Raw genomic sequence first — 14,503 nt, forward strand, 5'->3', positions numbered from 1 at the left:
TATTCCGGCAGCCTAATGGGTTGGTCAGTATTTGTCAGTGTGTGAGACTTCGATGATGCATTTTCGCTGCCTGTGGGTTATCGGCTGTTTGTGGTTTCCCTTGATGGGCTGGGCGGCGCCCGCGCCACCGGCGCACGTTGTGTCATTGTCTTCGGCGCAACAGCAATGGCTGGCGCAGCATGACGAGCTGCGGGTCGGGGTGGTGTTGCAAGCACCCTATGCCCAATACGATCGCCGCCTGCAGCGCCTGTCCGGGGTGAACATCGAGTTGATGAAGTGGCTGGCCAAGGCGCTCAAGGTCGAGTTGAGCTGGCGCAATTACCCCGATCTTGTGCAACTGGAAGCCGCCGCGCGTGAAGGCGATATCGATATCGCGCCGGGGCTGACGCAAACCCCGGCGGGTTTACGGCTCTGGCAATTTTCCGATCCGTACATGCGGGTGCCGCAATTGGTGGTCAGCGACCAGAAGAGCACCGGTGTGGTGGAGCTGGAAAAGCTCGACAGCCAGACCCGCGTCGCCGTGCGCATGCCCAGCGTCACCGCCGATTTTTTGCGTAGCACCTATCCCCATCTGAACCTGCAAGGCGTGCCTCTGGAGCGCCAGGCACTGCAATTGTTGTTGAGTCAGCAAGCCGGTTACGCCGTGGTCGATGAAGCGCAGTTCGGGCGTCTGTCTGTCGAGCCGGAGTTCTCCGGGCTGGTTGTGGTGGGCGACATCGGTTTCCCGCAGCTGCTGCGAGTGGCCACGCGTCGGGACTGGCCGGAGTTGGCTGGCATCGTCGAAAACGCGTTGCGGGCGATCCCGGCCAAGGATCTGGAGCAACTGCACAATCAATGGCTGCAACCCAAGTACCCGCGGCTGTCCGAGTCGCCGGGTTTCTGGAAAAACCTTTGCCTGCTGTTGCTGGTGTTGCTGCTGAGCAGCCTGGCCATTGTGTTTTGGCAGCGTCGTCAGCAGCACGGTCTGGAGCAACGTTTGCTGGCGGCGCGCGAAGACATCGCCCTGCGCGAGGCCAGTGAAGAGGCCTTGCGCCTTACGCAGTTTTCCATCGATCAAAGCACCGTCGGCATCCTTTGGGTCAACTGGGACAGCCATGTGCGCTACGCCAACCGTGCAGCCGAAACCATGCTCGGTTACTCGGCGGGCGGGATCATTGATCGGCCATTGATCGATTTCGAGCCCGACTTGCACATGGACCGCTGGCTGAACCTGTGGAAGCGTGCCCGGGCCAGTGAGGAAGGGCCGCTCAGTTTCGAAACCAATTGTGTGCGGGCCGATGGCAGTATTCTGCCGGCGGATGTTTCGTTGAGCTTCTTGCGTTTTCGCGACGGCGAATACCTGGTGGTTTACCTCAATGACGTCACCGAACGTCGTCGCGCCCTGGCCGCGTTGCAGGAAAGCGAAGCGAGATTGCAAGGCATCGCCGCCAACGTCCCCGGACTGGTCTTTCGTCTGGAGCGCGCGCCGGTGACCGGGCAGATCGACTTTGCCTACATCAGTGAAGGCAGCGAGAGCCTGGTGGGGTATTCGCCGGCCACCCTGGCCCAACGGGACAAAGGCCTGCGCAGCCTGGTGCATCCGGACGACAAGGCCAGTTATCACCAGACCCAGGACCATGCGCTGGATACCGACAGCGACTGGTCGTGGCAGGGGCGGATTCTGACCCGTCAGGGCGAACAGCGCTGGGCCGAGATCAAGGCGATCACCCGTCGCCTCGAAGACGGCGCCTATGTCTGGGATGGGATCGTCTGGGACATCACCGAAAGCAAGCGCATCGAACTGGAACTGGCCAGTTCCCGCGAGCAATTGCGCGAGTTGTCCGCGCACCTGGAGAGCGTGCGGGAAGAGGAAAAGGCGCGGATTGCCCGGGAAGTTCACGACGAGTTGGGGCAGATGCTGACCGTGTTGAAGCTGGAAACGTCGATGTGCGAACTGGCCTACGCCCAGCTCGATCCGGGCCTGCATGAGCGCTTGAACAGCATGAAGCGTTTGATCGCGCAGCTGTTTCAACTGGTGCGCGATGTGGCTACGGCGCTGCGGCCACCGATTCTCGACGCCGGGATCGCCTCGGCCATCGAGTGGCAGGCCCGGCGGTTCGAGGCGCGCACGCAGATTCCGTGTCTGGTGCAGGTGCCGGATAACTTGCCGGTGCTCAGCGATGCCAAGGCCATCGGGCTGTTCCGCATCCTTCAGGAAGCGCTGACCAATGTCATGCGCCACGCCCAGGCGCATACTGTTGAACTGACGCTGGCCCTTGAGGGCGATGAACTTTGTCTGACTGTCAGCGATGATGGCGTAGGATTTGTCGCCGCCACTGGCAGGCCGACATCCTTTGGCTTGGTCGGGATGCGTGAGCGAGTGTTGATCATGGGCGGGCAGTTGTTGCTGGAGAGTGAGCCGGGGGAGGGGACGACCCTGACGGTGCGAGTGCCGCTGGATTGAAAATCGGACGATCTTTTCGGCTTCAACGCTATAAATGAGGAGAGGCAAGTGATCCGTGTACTGGTAGCCGAAGACCACACCATCGTTCGCGAAGGCATCAAGCAATTGATCGGCCTGGCCAAGGACTTGCAGGTAGTCGGGGAGGCGAGCAATGGCGAGCAGTTGCTCGAGACCTTGCGCCATGTTCCCTGCGAAGTGGTGTTGCTGGACATCTCCATGCCCGGGGTCAACGGCCTGGAGGCGATTCCACGGATTCGCGCCTTGAACAATCCGCCGGCGATTCTGGTGCTGTCGATGCACGACGAAGCGCAAATGGCCGCGCGGGCGCTGAAGGTCGGCGCCGCGGGTTACGCGACCAAGGACAGCGATCCGGCGTTGCTGCTGACGGCGATCCGCAAAGTCGCGGCGGGCGGGCGCTACATCGACCCGGAACTGGCCGACCGGATGGTGTTCGAAGTCGGCCTGACCGATGCGCGGCCGTTGCACTCGCTGCTGTCGGAGCGTGAATTCTCGGTATTCGAGCGCCTGGCCCAGGGCGCCAACGTCAACGACATCGCCCAGCAATTGGCCTTGAGCAGCAAAACCATCAGTACCCACAAGGCGCGGCTGATGCAGAAACTCAACATCACCTCCCTGGCCGAACTGGTGAAGTACGCCATGGAGCACAAACTGCTCTGATCCAGGTTTCACTACGGATTCTGTAGGAGCGAGGCTTGCCCGCGAAGCTTTTGGCGCCAGTGAAAACGCCTTCGCGGGCAAGCCTCGCTCCTACAGGGGCCGTGTCGGCATGTCCAATTGCGACATGCATGTAAAGCCGCTTTTGCCGGTTCTTGCTGCTTGCAGCTCACCACCTGTCGCCATCACGAATCGACATATCCATCCCCGCCATCCTTGTAGGGCAATCCCTACACGCAACCTTCCATCCGGCTGAGGTGATTCTCTCCTGCGCCCCGATTTGCGCGGCTCCCAGCGTCCACTAGGCTTAGTCCACAGCAGTCATCAATAACAAAGGTGTGGGTATGAGCCAGGTTGATTCAAGCGCAGGGGCCAGCGATATTCTGGTCAGCTTTCGTGGAGTGCAAAAGAGCTACGACGGCGAGAACCTGATCGTCAAAGACCTCAACCTGGATATTCGCAAAGGCGAGTTCCTGACCTTGCTCGGGCCGTCCGGCTCCGGCAAGACCACCAGTCTGATGATGCTCGCCGGCTTCGAAACGCCGACCGCCGGGGAGATTCAACTGGCCGGGCGTTCCATCAACAACGTGCCGCCGCATAAACGCGACATCGGCATGGTGTTCCAGAACTATGCGTTGTTTCCGCACATGACCGTGGCCGAGAACCTGGCGTTCCCGCTGACCGTGCGCGGCTTGAACAAAAGCGACGTCAGTGACCGGGTCAAGCGTGTGCTGAGCATGGTTCAGCTCGACGCTTTCGCCCAGCGCTATCCGGCACAACTGTCCGGCGGTCAGCAGCAGCGTGTGGCCCTGGCTCGCGCCCTGGTGTTCGAGCCGCAACTGGTGCTGATGGACGAACCCCTCGGCGCGTTGGACAAACAACTGCGCGAACACATGCAGATGGAAATCAAACACCTGCACCAGCGCCTCGGCGTGACCGTGGTCTACGTGACCCACGACCAGGGCGAAGCCCTGACCATGTCCGACCGTGTCGCCGTATTCCACCAAGGCGAGATCCAGCAGATCGCGCCACCGCGCACGCTCTATGAAGAGCCGAAAAATACCTTCGTCGCCAACTTCATCGGCGAGAACAACCGCCTCAACGGCCGCTTGCACAGCCAGACCGGCGACCGCTGCGTGGTCGAGCTCGGTCGCGGTGAAAAGGTCGAGGCGCTGGCGGTCAACGTCGGCAAGACCGGCGAACCCGTCACGCTGTCGATTCGTCCGGAACGCGTGAGCCTCAATGGCTCGAGCGAGTCCTGTGTCAACCGCTTCTCAGGGAGGGTGGCGGAATTCATCTATCTGGGCGACCACGTCCGGGTTCGCCTGGAAGTCTGCGGCAAGACCGACTTCTTTGTGAAACAACCGATTGCCGAGCTCGATCCCGCGCTGGCTGTCGGCGACGTGGTACCGCTTGGCTGGCAGGTCGAACACGTTCGCGCGCTCGACCCACTTCTAGAGGCGCATTGATCGCCCCCTGCTTCACCAACACCAACCCTGCACGTGGAGAGAACAATAAATGTTGAGATCCCTGAAATTCACCGCCCTGGTCGTCGGCATGATGGGTGCGGCACACGCAATGGCGGCGGGCCCGGACCTGACCGTGGTGTCCTTTGGCGGGGCTAACAAGGCAGCGCAGGTCAAAGCCTTCTACGCACCGTGGGAAGCGGCGGGCAACGGCAAAATCGTCGCCGGCGAATACAACGGTGAGATGGCCAAGGTCAAAGCCATGGTCGACACCAAGAGCGTGTCCTGGGACCTGGTGGAAGTTGAATCGCCAGAATTGTCCCGTGGTTGTGACGAAGACATGTTCGAGCAACTCGACCCGGCGCTGTTCGGCAAGAGCGAAGACTTCGTCAAAGGCGCTATCCAGCCGTGCGGCGTGGGCTTCTTCGTGTGGTCGACCGTGCTGGCCTACAACGCCGACAAGCTGAAAACCGCACCGACCAGCTGGGCTGATTTCTGGGACACCAAGAAATTTCCGGGCAAGCGCGGCCTGCGCAAGGGCGCCAAGTACACCCTGGAATTCGCACTGATGGCTGACGGCGTTGCACCGAAAGACGTCTACAAGGTGCTGGCCGGCAAGGACGGTCAGGACCGCGCGTTCAAGAAACTCGATGAGCTCAAGCCAAGCATCCAGTGGTGGGAAGCCGGCGCTCAACCGCCGCAATACCTCGCCTCCGGTGACGTGGTCATGAGCTCGGCCTACAACGGCCGGATCGCGGCGGTACAGAAAGAAAGCAACCTGAAAGTGGTGTGGAACGGCGGCATCTACGACTTCGACGCGTGGGCGATTCCAAAAGGCCTGGACAAGACCCGTGCCGAAGCGGCGAAGAAATTCATCGCGTTCTCGGTGCAACCGCAGCAACAGAAGACCTACTCGGAAAACATCGCCTACGGCCCGGCCAACACCCAGGCTGTACCGCTGCTGGCCAAGGATGTCTTGAAAGACATGCCGACCACCCCGGAAAACATCGCCAACCAGGTGCAGATCGACGTCAGCTTCTGGGCTGACAACGGCGAGCAACTGGAGCAGCGCTTTAATTCCTGGGCTGCAAAATAAGACCACCCCGTGGGCTTATCCACTCTTGTAGGAGCGAGGCTTGCCCGCGAAGACGTCAGCACATTCAACATCAATGTTGACTGACACGCCGCTTTCGCGGGCAAGCCTCGCTCCTACAGGGGGGATGTGTAGTTATCAAGAACAGAGGTGGCCTTGCGGTCACGGAATGCCGCCTCTGTAACGATCAAAGATTTCCGGAGTACGCCATGGCCACCGCCATTCCCCTGAACGCGGGCACCGACCCCACCTTGAAGCAGCGGCTCAAGCACGCCGAGCGGATCAACCGCTGGAAAGCACAAGCCTTGATCGCGCCGTTGGTGCTGTTTCTGTTGCTGGTGTTCCTGGTGCCGATCGTGGCGCTGCTCTACAAAAGCGTCGGTAACCCCGAAGTGGTCGGCACCATGCCGCGCACCGTGGCAGCCATCGCCAGTTGGGATGGCCGAGGCTTGCCGGCTGAGCCTGTGTACAAGGCCGCCAGCGAAGACCTCGCCGAAGCCCGCAAGAATCAGACCTTGGGCGACTTGTCCAAGCGCTTGAACATGGAGTTGGCCGGCTACCGCAGCCTGCTGACCAAAACCGCACGCGCCTTGCCGTTCGCCACGGAGCCGGCTTCTTATAAAGCCGCGCTGGAAGGCCTGGACGAGCGTTGGGGCGATCCGGCCTATTGGCAGGTCGTGCGCCGCAATACCAGTAATGTGACGCCTTATTACCTGTTGGCCGCCGTCGACCACCGTATCGACGACCTCGGCGAACTGGCCCGGGCCACGCCCGATCAGGCGATCTACCTCGACATCTTTGCCCGTACGTTCTGGATGGGCCTGATCATCACCGTGATCTGCCTGGTGCTGGCCTATCCATTGGCCTACCTGTTGGCGAACCTGCCCGCGCGGCAAAGCAACCTGTTGATGATTCTGGTGCTGTTACCGTTCTGGACCTCGATTCTGGTGCGGGTCGCCGCGTGGATCGTGTTGCTGCAATCGGGCGGCTTGATCAATAGCGGCCTGATGGCCATGGGTGTCATCGATAAGCCGCTGGAGCTGGTATTCAACCGCACCGGGGTCTACATCTCGATGGTGCACATCCTGCTGCCGTTCATGATTCTGCCGATCTACAGTGTGATGAAAGGCATCTCGCCGACTTACATGCGTGCGGCGATTTCCCTGGGCTGCCACCCGTTCTCCAGTTTCTGGCGGGTGTACTTCCCGCAAACCTATGCCGGTGTCGGCGCCGGTTGCCTGTTGGTGTTCATCCTCGCCATCGGTTACTACATCACCCCGGCGCTGCTGGGCAGCCCGAACGATCAGATGGTCAGTTATTTCGTCGCCTTCTACACCAATACCAGCATCAACTGGGGCATGGCGACCGCGCTCGGTGGGCTGTTGCTGCTGGCGACCGTGGTGCTTTATCTGATTTACAGCTGGTTGGTGGGCGCCAGTCGCCTGCGCCTGAGCTAAGGGGAGAATGAAATGCTGAGTCCTTATATGTCGCCCATCGAGCGGGTGTGGTTCTACAGCTTGCGGATTCTTTGCGGCTTGATTTTGTTGTTCCTGATCCTGCCGGTGCTGGTGATCATTCCGCTGTCGTTCAACTCCGGGAGCTTTCTGGTCTACCCGCTGCAAGGTTTCTCGCTGCACTGGTACCAGGACTTCTTTGCTTCAGCGGAATGGATGCGTTCGTTGAAGAACAGCATGATCGTGGCCCCGGCAGCGACCGTGCTGGCAATGATCTTCGGCACGCTGGCGGCGATCGGCCTGACCCGGGGCGATTTCCCGGGCAAGGCGCTGGTGATGGCGCTGGTGATTTCGCCGATGGTGGTGCCGGTGGTGATCATCGGTGTGGCCAGTTACCTGACTTTCGCGCCACTGGGATTCGGCAACAGCTATACCTCGCTGATCGTCGTGCATGCTGTGCTGGGTGTACCGTTCGTGATCATCACGGTGTCGGCGACCTTGCAGGGGTTCAACCAGAACCTGGTGCGGGCGGCTGCAAGCCTGGGCGCTTCGCCGCTGACGACGTTCCGCCGGGTGACCTTGCCGTTGATTGCGCCGGGGGTGATTTCCGGTGCGCTGTTCGCCTTCGCCACGTCGTTCGATGAGGTGGTGGTGACGCTGTTCCTCGCCGGTCCCGAACAAGCGACCTTGCCTCGGCAGATGTTCAGCGGCATCCGCGAAAACCTCAGCCCGACGATCGCCGCTGCCGCGACGCTGCTGATCGCATTCTCGGTGATCCTGTTGCTGACCCTGGAATGGCTGCGCGGACGCAGCGAAAAACTGCGCACCGCCCAGGCCTGATCTGCACGCACTGATCCGATCGTTCCCACGCAGTGGGAACGATCGATTCATTCACCGTTTGAATAACAGACAAACCCCAATCCCCAGCTACTCTTGTGCCCAGCTCCCCTATCTATAAGAGGCTGCGCACATGAGTCTTTCCTCTTTCAAAATTGCCCACAAACTGATTACCGGCACGGGTGCCATCGAGCAACTGGCGGCGGAGTTGACGCGTCTGGACATCGACAACCCGCTGATCGTCACCGATGCGGCACTGGTCAAGTCCGGCACGGTGGAGCTGGCGCTGGCGCAACTGGGCGAGCGCAGTTACGAGATTTTCGACCGGGTGCTGCCGGACCCGGAAATCGCCATCGTCGAAGATTGCATGCGGGTTTACCGTGAGGGCGGGCATGACGGGCTGATCGGCCTCGGTGGTGGGAGTGCCATCGACATCGCCAAGAGTGTTGCCGCCTATGCCGGTTACCACGGCGCCTTGGAGGATTTGTTCGGCGTCGATCAGGTGCCACGCAAAGGTCCGCCGCTGATCGCCATTCCGACCACCGCCGGCACCGGCTCGGAAGTGACTAACGTGGCGATTCTTTCCGACAAGGTCGCGCAGGTGAAGAAGGGCATTGTCAGCGATTATCTGTTGCCGGACGTGGCGCTGGTCAGCCCGCAAATGACCCTGACCTGCCCGCGCAGTGTCACCGCTGCCAGTGGCGTCGATGCGCTGGTACATGCCATCGAGTCCTACCTGTCGCTCAATGCTTCGCCCATCACCGATGCGCTGGCCATTGGCGCGATCAAGCTGATTGCCAAGGCGCTGCCCAAGGCCTACGCCAATCCTTCCCACCTGCAAGCCCGCGAAGACATGGCCACCGCCAGCCTGATGGCCGGCATGGCGTTCGGCAACGCCGGGGTCGGCGCGGTGCATGCGTTGGCGTATCCGCTGGGCGGGCGCTTCAACATTGCCCATGGCGTCAGCAATGCCTTGCTGCTGCCGTATGTCATGACCTGGAACAAGATGGCTTGCGTGGAACGCATGCAGGATATCGCCGAGGCCATGGGGCTGAAGACCGCTCATCTGAGCGCCAACGAAGCGGCGGACAAAGCCGTGGAGGCGATGACCGAGCTGTGTGCCGCGGTGGAAATCCCACGAGGCCTGCGCAGTTTCGGGGTGCCCGAAGACGCGATCCCGGCCATGGCCGTGGAAGCCGCCGCCACCGAGCGCCTGATGCGCAATAATCCGCGCCAGTTGAGCACCGCCGATATCGAGAAGATCTACCGAGCGGCCTATTAGGACTTGCCCCAATCATCGCAGCACGGTGCGCGCGTCAAAGCATGAGGTATACAATGCGCGCCATCGTGATTCTGCTCAAAAAAGGTGCGTCATGCAGCCGTTCGTCATTGCTCCGTCGATTCTCTCCGCCGATTTCGCCCGCCTGGGCGAGGAAGTGGACAACGTCCTGGCCGCCGGCGCCGACTTCGTGCACTTCGATGTCATGGACAACCACTACGTGCCAAACCTGACCATCGGCCCGATGGTGTGCTCCGCGCTGCGCAAGTACGGTGTAACCGCGCCGATCGACGCGCACCTGATGGTCAGCCCGGTGGACCGCATCGTCGGTGACTTCATCGAGGCCGGCGCGACCTACATCACCTTCCACCCGGAAGCCACGCTGCACGTCGACCGTTCCCTGCAACTGATCCGTGAAGGCGGCTGCAAGGCAGGCCTGGTGTTCAACCCGGCGACCCCGCTGGACGTGCTCAAGTACGTGATGGACAAGGTCGACATGATCTTGCTGATGAGCGTCAACCCGGGCTTCGGCGGGCAGAAGTTCATTCCGGCCACCCTCGACAAGCTGCGTGAGGCGCGGGCGCTGATCGATGCCTCCGGTCGTGACATTCGCCTGGAAATCGACGGCGGGGTGAACGTGAATAACATTCGTGAAATCGCGGCGGCGGGTGCTGACACCTTTGTCGCCGGTTCGGCGATCTTCAATGCGCCGAACTATCAGGAAGTGATTGAAACAATGCGCTCCGAACTGGCGCTGGCTCGCCCATGAGCGGTTTTGAGCAGCTGTTCCCGGGGCGTCTGCCGCGGCTGGTGATGTTCGATCTGGATGGCACGCTGGTCGATTCGGTCCCTGACCTCGCAGCGGCTGTGGATAACATGCTGCTCAAACTCGGGCGTGACCCGGTCGGCATCGAATCGGTGCGTGAGTGGGTGGGCAACGGCGTACACATGCTGGTGCGCCGTGCGTTGGCCAACCACATCGATGCCGAGGGTGTCGATGTGGTCGAGGCCGAGCAGGCCTTGGCGTTGTTCAATGGCTTTTATGAGGACGGTCACGAGCTGACCGTGGTCTATCCCGGTGTGCGCGACACCCTGAAATGGCTGAACAAGCAGGGTGTGGTGATGGCTCTGATCACCAACAAGCCGGAGCGTTTCGTCGCGCCGCTGCTGGATCAGATGAAGATCGGCCGTTACTTCAAATGGATCATCGGCGGCGACACCCTGCCACAACAGAAACCCGACCCGGCTGCGCTGTTCTTCGTGATGAAAATGGCCAACATTCCGGCGTCGCAATCATTGTTCGTCGGCGACTCGCGCAGCGATGTGCTGGCGGCGAAAGCGGCGGGGGTCAAATGTGTGGCCCTCAGTTACGGCTATAACCACGGTCGGCCGATTGCCGAAGAGTCGCCGGCGCTGGTGATCGATGATCTGCGCAAGCTAATTCCCGGTTGCCTGGATCCAGCCGCTGAGATAACGTTGCCCGACGCTGTTCAACCCCCTGCTGGAAACGCCATCGTGGTGGTCACTCGCAAACTCTGGATGAAAGTCATCAAGGCCCTGGCCCGCTGGCGTTGGCGCGCCTGACTTGTTCCTGGCCGGCTATCCGGCGCGTTTGCATACCTGACTGTTAGACCCTCAAGCCACGAGGCTACCCCATGATCCGCGAAGAATTCCTGCGTTTGGCCGCTGCCGGCTACAACCGCATCCCGCTTGCCTGCGAAACCCTGGCCGACTTCGACACCCCGCTGTCGATCTACCTGAAACTGGCCGATGAGCCCAACTCCTATCTGCTGGAATCGGTGCAGGGCGGCGAGAAGTGGGGCCGTTATTCGATTATCGGCCTGCCGTGCCGCACCGTGTTGCGGGTTCACGACCACCACGTCAGCGTGACCCACGACGGCGTCGAGATCGAAAGCCACGACGTTGAAGACCCGCTGGCCTTCGTCGAAGCCTTCAAGGCGCGCTACAACGTGCCGACCATCGCCGGTCTGCCGCGCTTCAACGGCGGTCTGGTGGGTTACTTCGGTTACGACTGCGTGCGTTATGTGGAGAAGCGTCTGGGCAAGTGCCCGAACCCGGATCCGCTGGGCGTGCCGGACATTCTGCTGATGGTGTCGGACGCGGTGGTGGTGTTCGACAACCTCGCCGGCAAGATGCACGCGATTGTGCTGGCCGATCCGTCGCAGGAAGGTGCCTTCGAACAAGGTCAGGCGCGTCTGCAAGCGCTGCTGGAACAACTCCGTCAGCCAATCACTCCGCGCCGAGGCCTGGACTTCAGCAAACAGCAATCGGCCGATCCGGTGTTCCGTTCGAGCTTTACCCAGGGCGATTACGAAAAGGCCGTCGACACCATCAAGGAATACATCCTGGCCGGTGACTGCATGCAGGTCGTGCCGTCCCAGCGCATGTCGATCGACTTCAAGGCTGCGCCGATCGACCTGTACCGCGCGCTGCGCTGCTTCAACCCGACGCCTTATATGTACTTCTTCAACTTCGGCGACTTCCATGTCGTCGGCAGTTCGCCGGAAGTGCTGGTGCGGGTCGAAGACAACCTGATCACTGTGCGCCCGATTGCTGGCACTCGCCCACGGGGTGCCAACGAAGAGGCCGACCTGGCGCTGGAAAAAGACCTGCTGTCGGACGACAAGGAAATCGCCGAGCACTTGATGCTGATCGATCTGGGTCGCAACGACACCGGTCGCGTCTCGGAAATCGGTTCGGTGAAGCTCACCGAGAAGATGGTCATCGAGCGTTATTCCAACGTGATGCACATCGTGTCCAACGTCACCGGCCAATTGAAGGCCGGGTTGACGGCGATGGACGCACTGCGGGCGATCCTGCCGGCCGGCACTTTGTCTGGCGCGCCGAAGATTCGCGCGATGGAAATCATCGACGAGTTGGAACCGGTCAAGCGGGGCGTCTACGGCGGCGCGGTCGGTTACTTCGCCTGGAACGGCAACATGGACACCGCGATTGCGATCCGCACCGCCGTGATCAAGAACGGCGAACTGCATGTGCAGGCCGGTGGCGGCATCGTCGCCGACTCGGTGCCCGCGCTGGAATGGGAAGAAACCCTGAACAAGCGTCGCGCGATGTTCCGTGCAGTAGCCCTGGCCGAACAGACTCCGGACGCCTGAACTCCCACAGGTATCTCATTAGCATAAAAAAACGCGGCGCCTGTGGGGCGCCGCGTTTTTTTGCCTGACTTTTGCTGGATCAGAAGTCCAAGGCAACCCCAACATTAATGCCTTGCTGGGTGAAGTCATCATCCTTGCGAATGTCGTAGCTGGCGCGCAATGCCAGGTCCCTGGTGAGGTTGTGGCTCACGCCGAGGTTCAAGCGGTTCAGGTTGGTCTGCGGGGTGTAGCCGGCCAGGGTGTAGCGGTTGTTCGGCAGGCTGTTGAGGTTCATGGTCACATTCTGGGTGTCGTCGTTGTACTCGCGCTCGTGGGCCAGTTCGCCAAACACTTGGGTTTGCGAGGTGATCTGGTACTTACCCTGGATCCCGAGGCCAAGACGCCGGGAAATGCGTGATTGGTCGTCAAATGTCAGCGCGGTGGAGTCGGCGCCGTTTTCCGAGTAACCGTCGACTTCTACCTTGGCGAAATCAGCGCTCACGAATGGCGACAAATGCCATGGACTGCTCGCCTCTGGCGCGATGTCATAACCCAGGCGGCCGCCGATGGCGACCAGGTAACCGTCGGTGTCGCCTTTCTCCCCGCGTTCATTGACCCCCAACTGGAATTTGCGTTTGAGACTGTCATAGTCCAGATGCCCGGCCGTCAGTGCTGCGTCACCCCAAAAGCGATTCTGCTGGTATTGGGCGAAAGCGGTGCCCATGTAGGTGTTGAGTTTGTAATCCGAATCGTTATCGCCAGCTTCGAGTTTCTGGTTATAGAAGCCCGCCGCCAAGCCAACGCGCCATGCGTCATTGAGCCGATAGCTGCCACCGATGTTCAGGTTGGCGCCATTGCCGTCAGCACTGGCGCCGCTGCGCTGGCTGTCGAAGTCCTGATGCTGGCCACCGCCGGCGACAATCGCCCGCCATTGGCCCACGCCTTGCCAGTTTTCCCAATCGGCCAGCCACTGGTTGCGCAGCTCATCCTGATGAGAACGCAAAGTGCCCTGGGCCATTTGTGGCAGCAGGGTCAGTTCCCATGGTGCGGCCAGCAGGGAGTAGGCGTAATCGGCAATCAGGCGCTGCCCGGCTTCGGTCGGGTGTACCGAGTCGTTATAGATCAACTTGGTCGGGTCGGGGGTGGCGCTGTTGATGCCGTATCGAGGGTTTTCGGGGCAACTGTTGCCGCTGAAGCAGGTGGCGCTCAGGTTTTGGTCGGTGGCAAGGCCGAATTGACCTGGGTTGGCGAACGTCTCTTTGAGCAGTAGCGCAATGTTCAGCGGGATGATGTTGGCGTTAATGCTCTGCAGTTGGCTGACCAGTTCGGTGTTGAACTGAGCACTGAGCTGGGACGTGAAGGCCTGCAATGGTGTGCCGTTGAAAGCTGGGGTAAAGCCGATGTCCGGCAGCAGCCAGACCATGATGTAGCGGGCACCGGCCTGTTGCAGGGTCTGCGCGCTACTGGCCAGGCGATCGGCGGCGGCGCTGGCCAGGGGCAGGCTGGTCACGCGCCCCTGAAGGAAGTCATTGCCGCCGCCCGAGAGGAAATACAGTGCATTCGGGTCGGCGCGGAAGTTGTTCGACGGCAGATAGCCTGCGCGGGTGCGTTCGCCCGTGGCGGAAGTACTGGTGATCGAATCGAGGATCTGGTCGGTACGATAACCGCCGACAGCCCAGTTGTTGCCATCGGGCAGGCCTTCGTTGGCGCGTACCGCCGAGGACGATGAAGCTGTCTGGTCCGGCGAGAACCCCAGTTTCCCGCCCAGTATCTGCGTGGAGTTGAGCGAGCGGACTTCACCGCTGCCGTCCAGGTAGATCGGGCCGGTGCGGTTGGTATAACGGTCGGTCGCCCCGGTAGGGCCGCCCGCGTCGCTAAACGTCCCGGCATCGCTGAGGCTGTCACCGAATACAACGAAATTCGAATAGGGGTTGGGCGCGGCAATTGCCTGGGCGCAGGCCATGGCGAGCAGGCATCCGGCGAGCGGTACAAACAACGTCTGTTTGATCATGAGCAAGTCCGTTTATTTATTGTTGTAGTGAGAACGAAACGACAGTACCAAAAACTTCCGGCCTTTTGCCATCCGTCGCTAACCCTTCGATTGTTTCGCGAGCTGTCGCTCCGGCCATATTGCACGCTC

Annotated in this window: 11 protein-coding genes; 10 read left to right on the forward strand and 1 reads right to left on the reverse strand. The window is 60.9% G+C overall.

All coding sequences use genetic code 11. The features are described from left to right. The first annotated feature begins 52 nt into the window (after positions 1-52). From HCU66_RS08955 to trpE, 10 genes are all read left to right on the forward strand, one after another. Positions 53-2,443, forward strand: coding sequence for a PAS domain-containing sensor histidine kinase (locus HCU66_RS08955; RefSeq protein WP_205888134.1), 2,391 nt, complete (start codon positions 53-55; stop codon positions 2,441-2,443). A 48-nt stretch (positions 2,444-2,491) separates the two neighbouring features. Then, positions 2,492-3,121, forward strand: coding sequence for a response regulator (locus HCU66_RS08960; protein WP_090286829.1), 630 nt, complete (start codon positions 2,492-2,494; stop codon positions 3,119-3,121). A gap of 341 nt (positions 3,122-3,462) precedes the next feature. Next, positions 3,463-4,587, forward strand: a complete 1,125-nt coding sequence (locus HCU66_RS08965; RefSeq protein WP_205888135.1) for an ABC transporter ATP-binding protein — start codon at positions 3,463-3,465, stop codon at positions 4,585-4,587. 49 nt (positions 4,588-4,636) lie between these two features. Further along, on the forward strand, positions 4,637-5,680 hold the full coding sequence (locus HCU66_RS08970) for an ABC transporter substrate-binding protein (protein ID WP_205888136.1): 1,044 nt from the start codon (positions 4,637-4,639) through the stop codon (positions 5,678-5,680). Positions 5,681-5,886: 206 nt separating this feature from the next. Next, the gene (locus HCU66_RS08975) at positions 5,887-7,134 is read left to right on the forward strand and encodes an ABC transporter permease (RefSeq protein ID WP_205888137.1); all 1,248 of its coding nucleotides are present in this window, start codon (positions 5,887-5,889) and stop codon (positions 7,132-7,134) included. Positions 7,135-7,146: 12 nt separating this feature from the next. Next, positions 7,147-7,971 (forward strand): ABC transporter permease, encoded by an 825-nt coding sequence (locus HCU66_RS08980; protein WP_018928864.1) that lies wholly within the window; start codon positions 7,147-7,149, stop codon positions 7,969-7,971. A gap of 130 nt (positions 7,972-8,101) precedes the next feature. After that, positions 8,102-9,250, forward strand: coding sequence for an iron-containing alcohol dehydrogenase (locus tag HCU66_RS08985; RefSeq protein WP_205888138.1), 1,149 nt, complete (start codon positions 8,102-8,104; stop codon positions 9,248-9,250). A 91-nt stretch (positions 9,251-9,341) separates the two neighbouring features. Continuing rightward, entirely contained in the window at positions 9,342-10,016 is a 675-nt protein-coding gene (rpe, locus tag HCU66_RS08990) for a ribulose-phosphate 3-epimerase (protein WP_205888139.1), read from the forward strand. Continuing rightward, positions 10,013-10,831, forward strand: coding sequence for a phosphoglycolate phosphatase (locus HCU66_RS08995; RefSeq protein WP_205888140.1), 819 nt, complete (start codon positions 10,013-10,015; stop codon positions 10,829-10,831). The genes rpe and HCU66_RS08995 overlap by 4 nt, the downstream gene beginning before the upstream one ends. A gap of 71 nt (positions 10,832-10,902) precedes the next feature. Next, a complete protein-coding gene (trpE, locus tag HCU66_RS09000) occupies positions 10,903-12,384 on the forward strand; it encodes an anthranilate synthase component I (RefSeq protein ID WP_205888141.1) in 1,482 nt (493 codons plus the stop codon). A gap of 79 nt (positions 12,385-12,463) precedes the next feature. Here the strand turns inward: trpE and estP are convergent, their stop codons facing one another. Next, a complete protein-coding gene (gene estP / locus HCU66_RS09005) occupies positions 12,464-14,374 on the reverse strand; it encodes an esterase EstP (protein ID WP_205888142.1) in 1,911 nt (636 codons plus the stop codon). Between the last annotated feature and the right edge of the window lie 129 nt (positions 14,375-14,503).

The sequence above is a fragment of the Pseudomonas frederiksbergensis genome (genome assembly GCF_017114915.1).
GTDB classification, from domain to species: domain Bacteria; phylum Pseudomonadota; class Gammaproteobacteria; order Pseudomonadales; family Pseudomonadaceae; genus Aquipseudomonas; species Aquipseudomonas frederiksbergensis_I.

Bases quoted from the DNA above. Each gene is read 5' to 3' on its own strand.
- HCU66_RS08975 (WP_205888137.1), top strand. From the start codon at position 5,887: ATGGCCACCGCCATTCCCCTGAACGCGGGCACCGACCCCACCTTGAAG.
- rpe (WP_205888139.1), top strand. From the start codon at position 9,342: ATGCAGCCGTTCGTCATTGCTCCGTCGATTCTCTCCGCCGATTTCGCC.
- HCU66_RS08985 (WP_205888138.1), top strand. From the start codon at position 8,102: ATGAGTCTTTCCTCTTTCAAAATTGCCCACAAACTGATTACCGGCACG.
- estP (WP_205888142.1), bottom strand. From the start codon at position 14,374: ATGATCAAACAGACGTTGTTTGTACCGCTCGCCGGATGCCTGCTCGCC.
- HCU66_RS08970 (WP_205888136.1), top strand. From the start codon at position 4,637: ATGTTGAGATCCCTGAAATTCACCGCCCTGGTCGTCGGCATGATGGGT.
- HCU66_RS08955 (WP_205888134.1), top strand. From the start codon at position 53: ATGATGCATTTTCGCTGCCTGTGGGTTATCGGCTGTTTGTGGTTTCCC.
- HCU66_RS08980 (WP_018928864.1), top strand. From the start codon at position 7,147: ATGCTGAGTCCTTATATGTCGCCCATCGAGCGGGTGTGGTTCTACAGC.
- HCU66_RS08995 (WP_205888140.1), top strand. From the start codon at position 10,013: ATGAGCGGTTTTGAGCAGCTGTTCCCGGGGCGTCTGCCGCGGCTGGTG.
- trpE (WP_205888141.1), top strand. From the start codon at position 10,903: ATGATCCGCGAAGAATTCCTGCGTTTGGCCGCTGCCGGCTACAACCGC.
- HCU66_RS08965 (WP_205888135.1), top strand. From the start codon at position 3,463: ATGAGCCAGGTTGATTCAAGCGCAGGGGCCAGCGATATTCTGGTCAGC.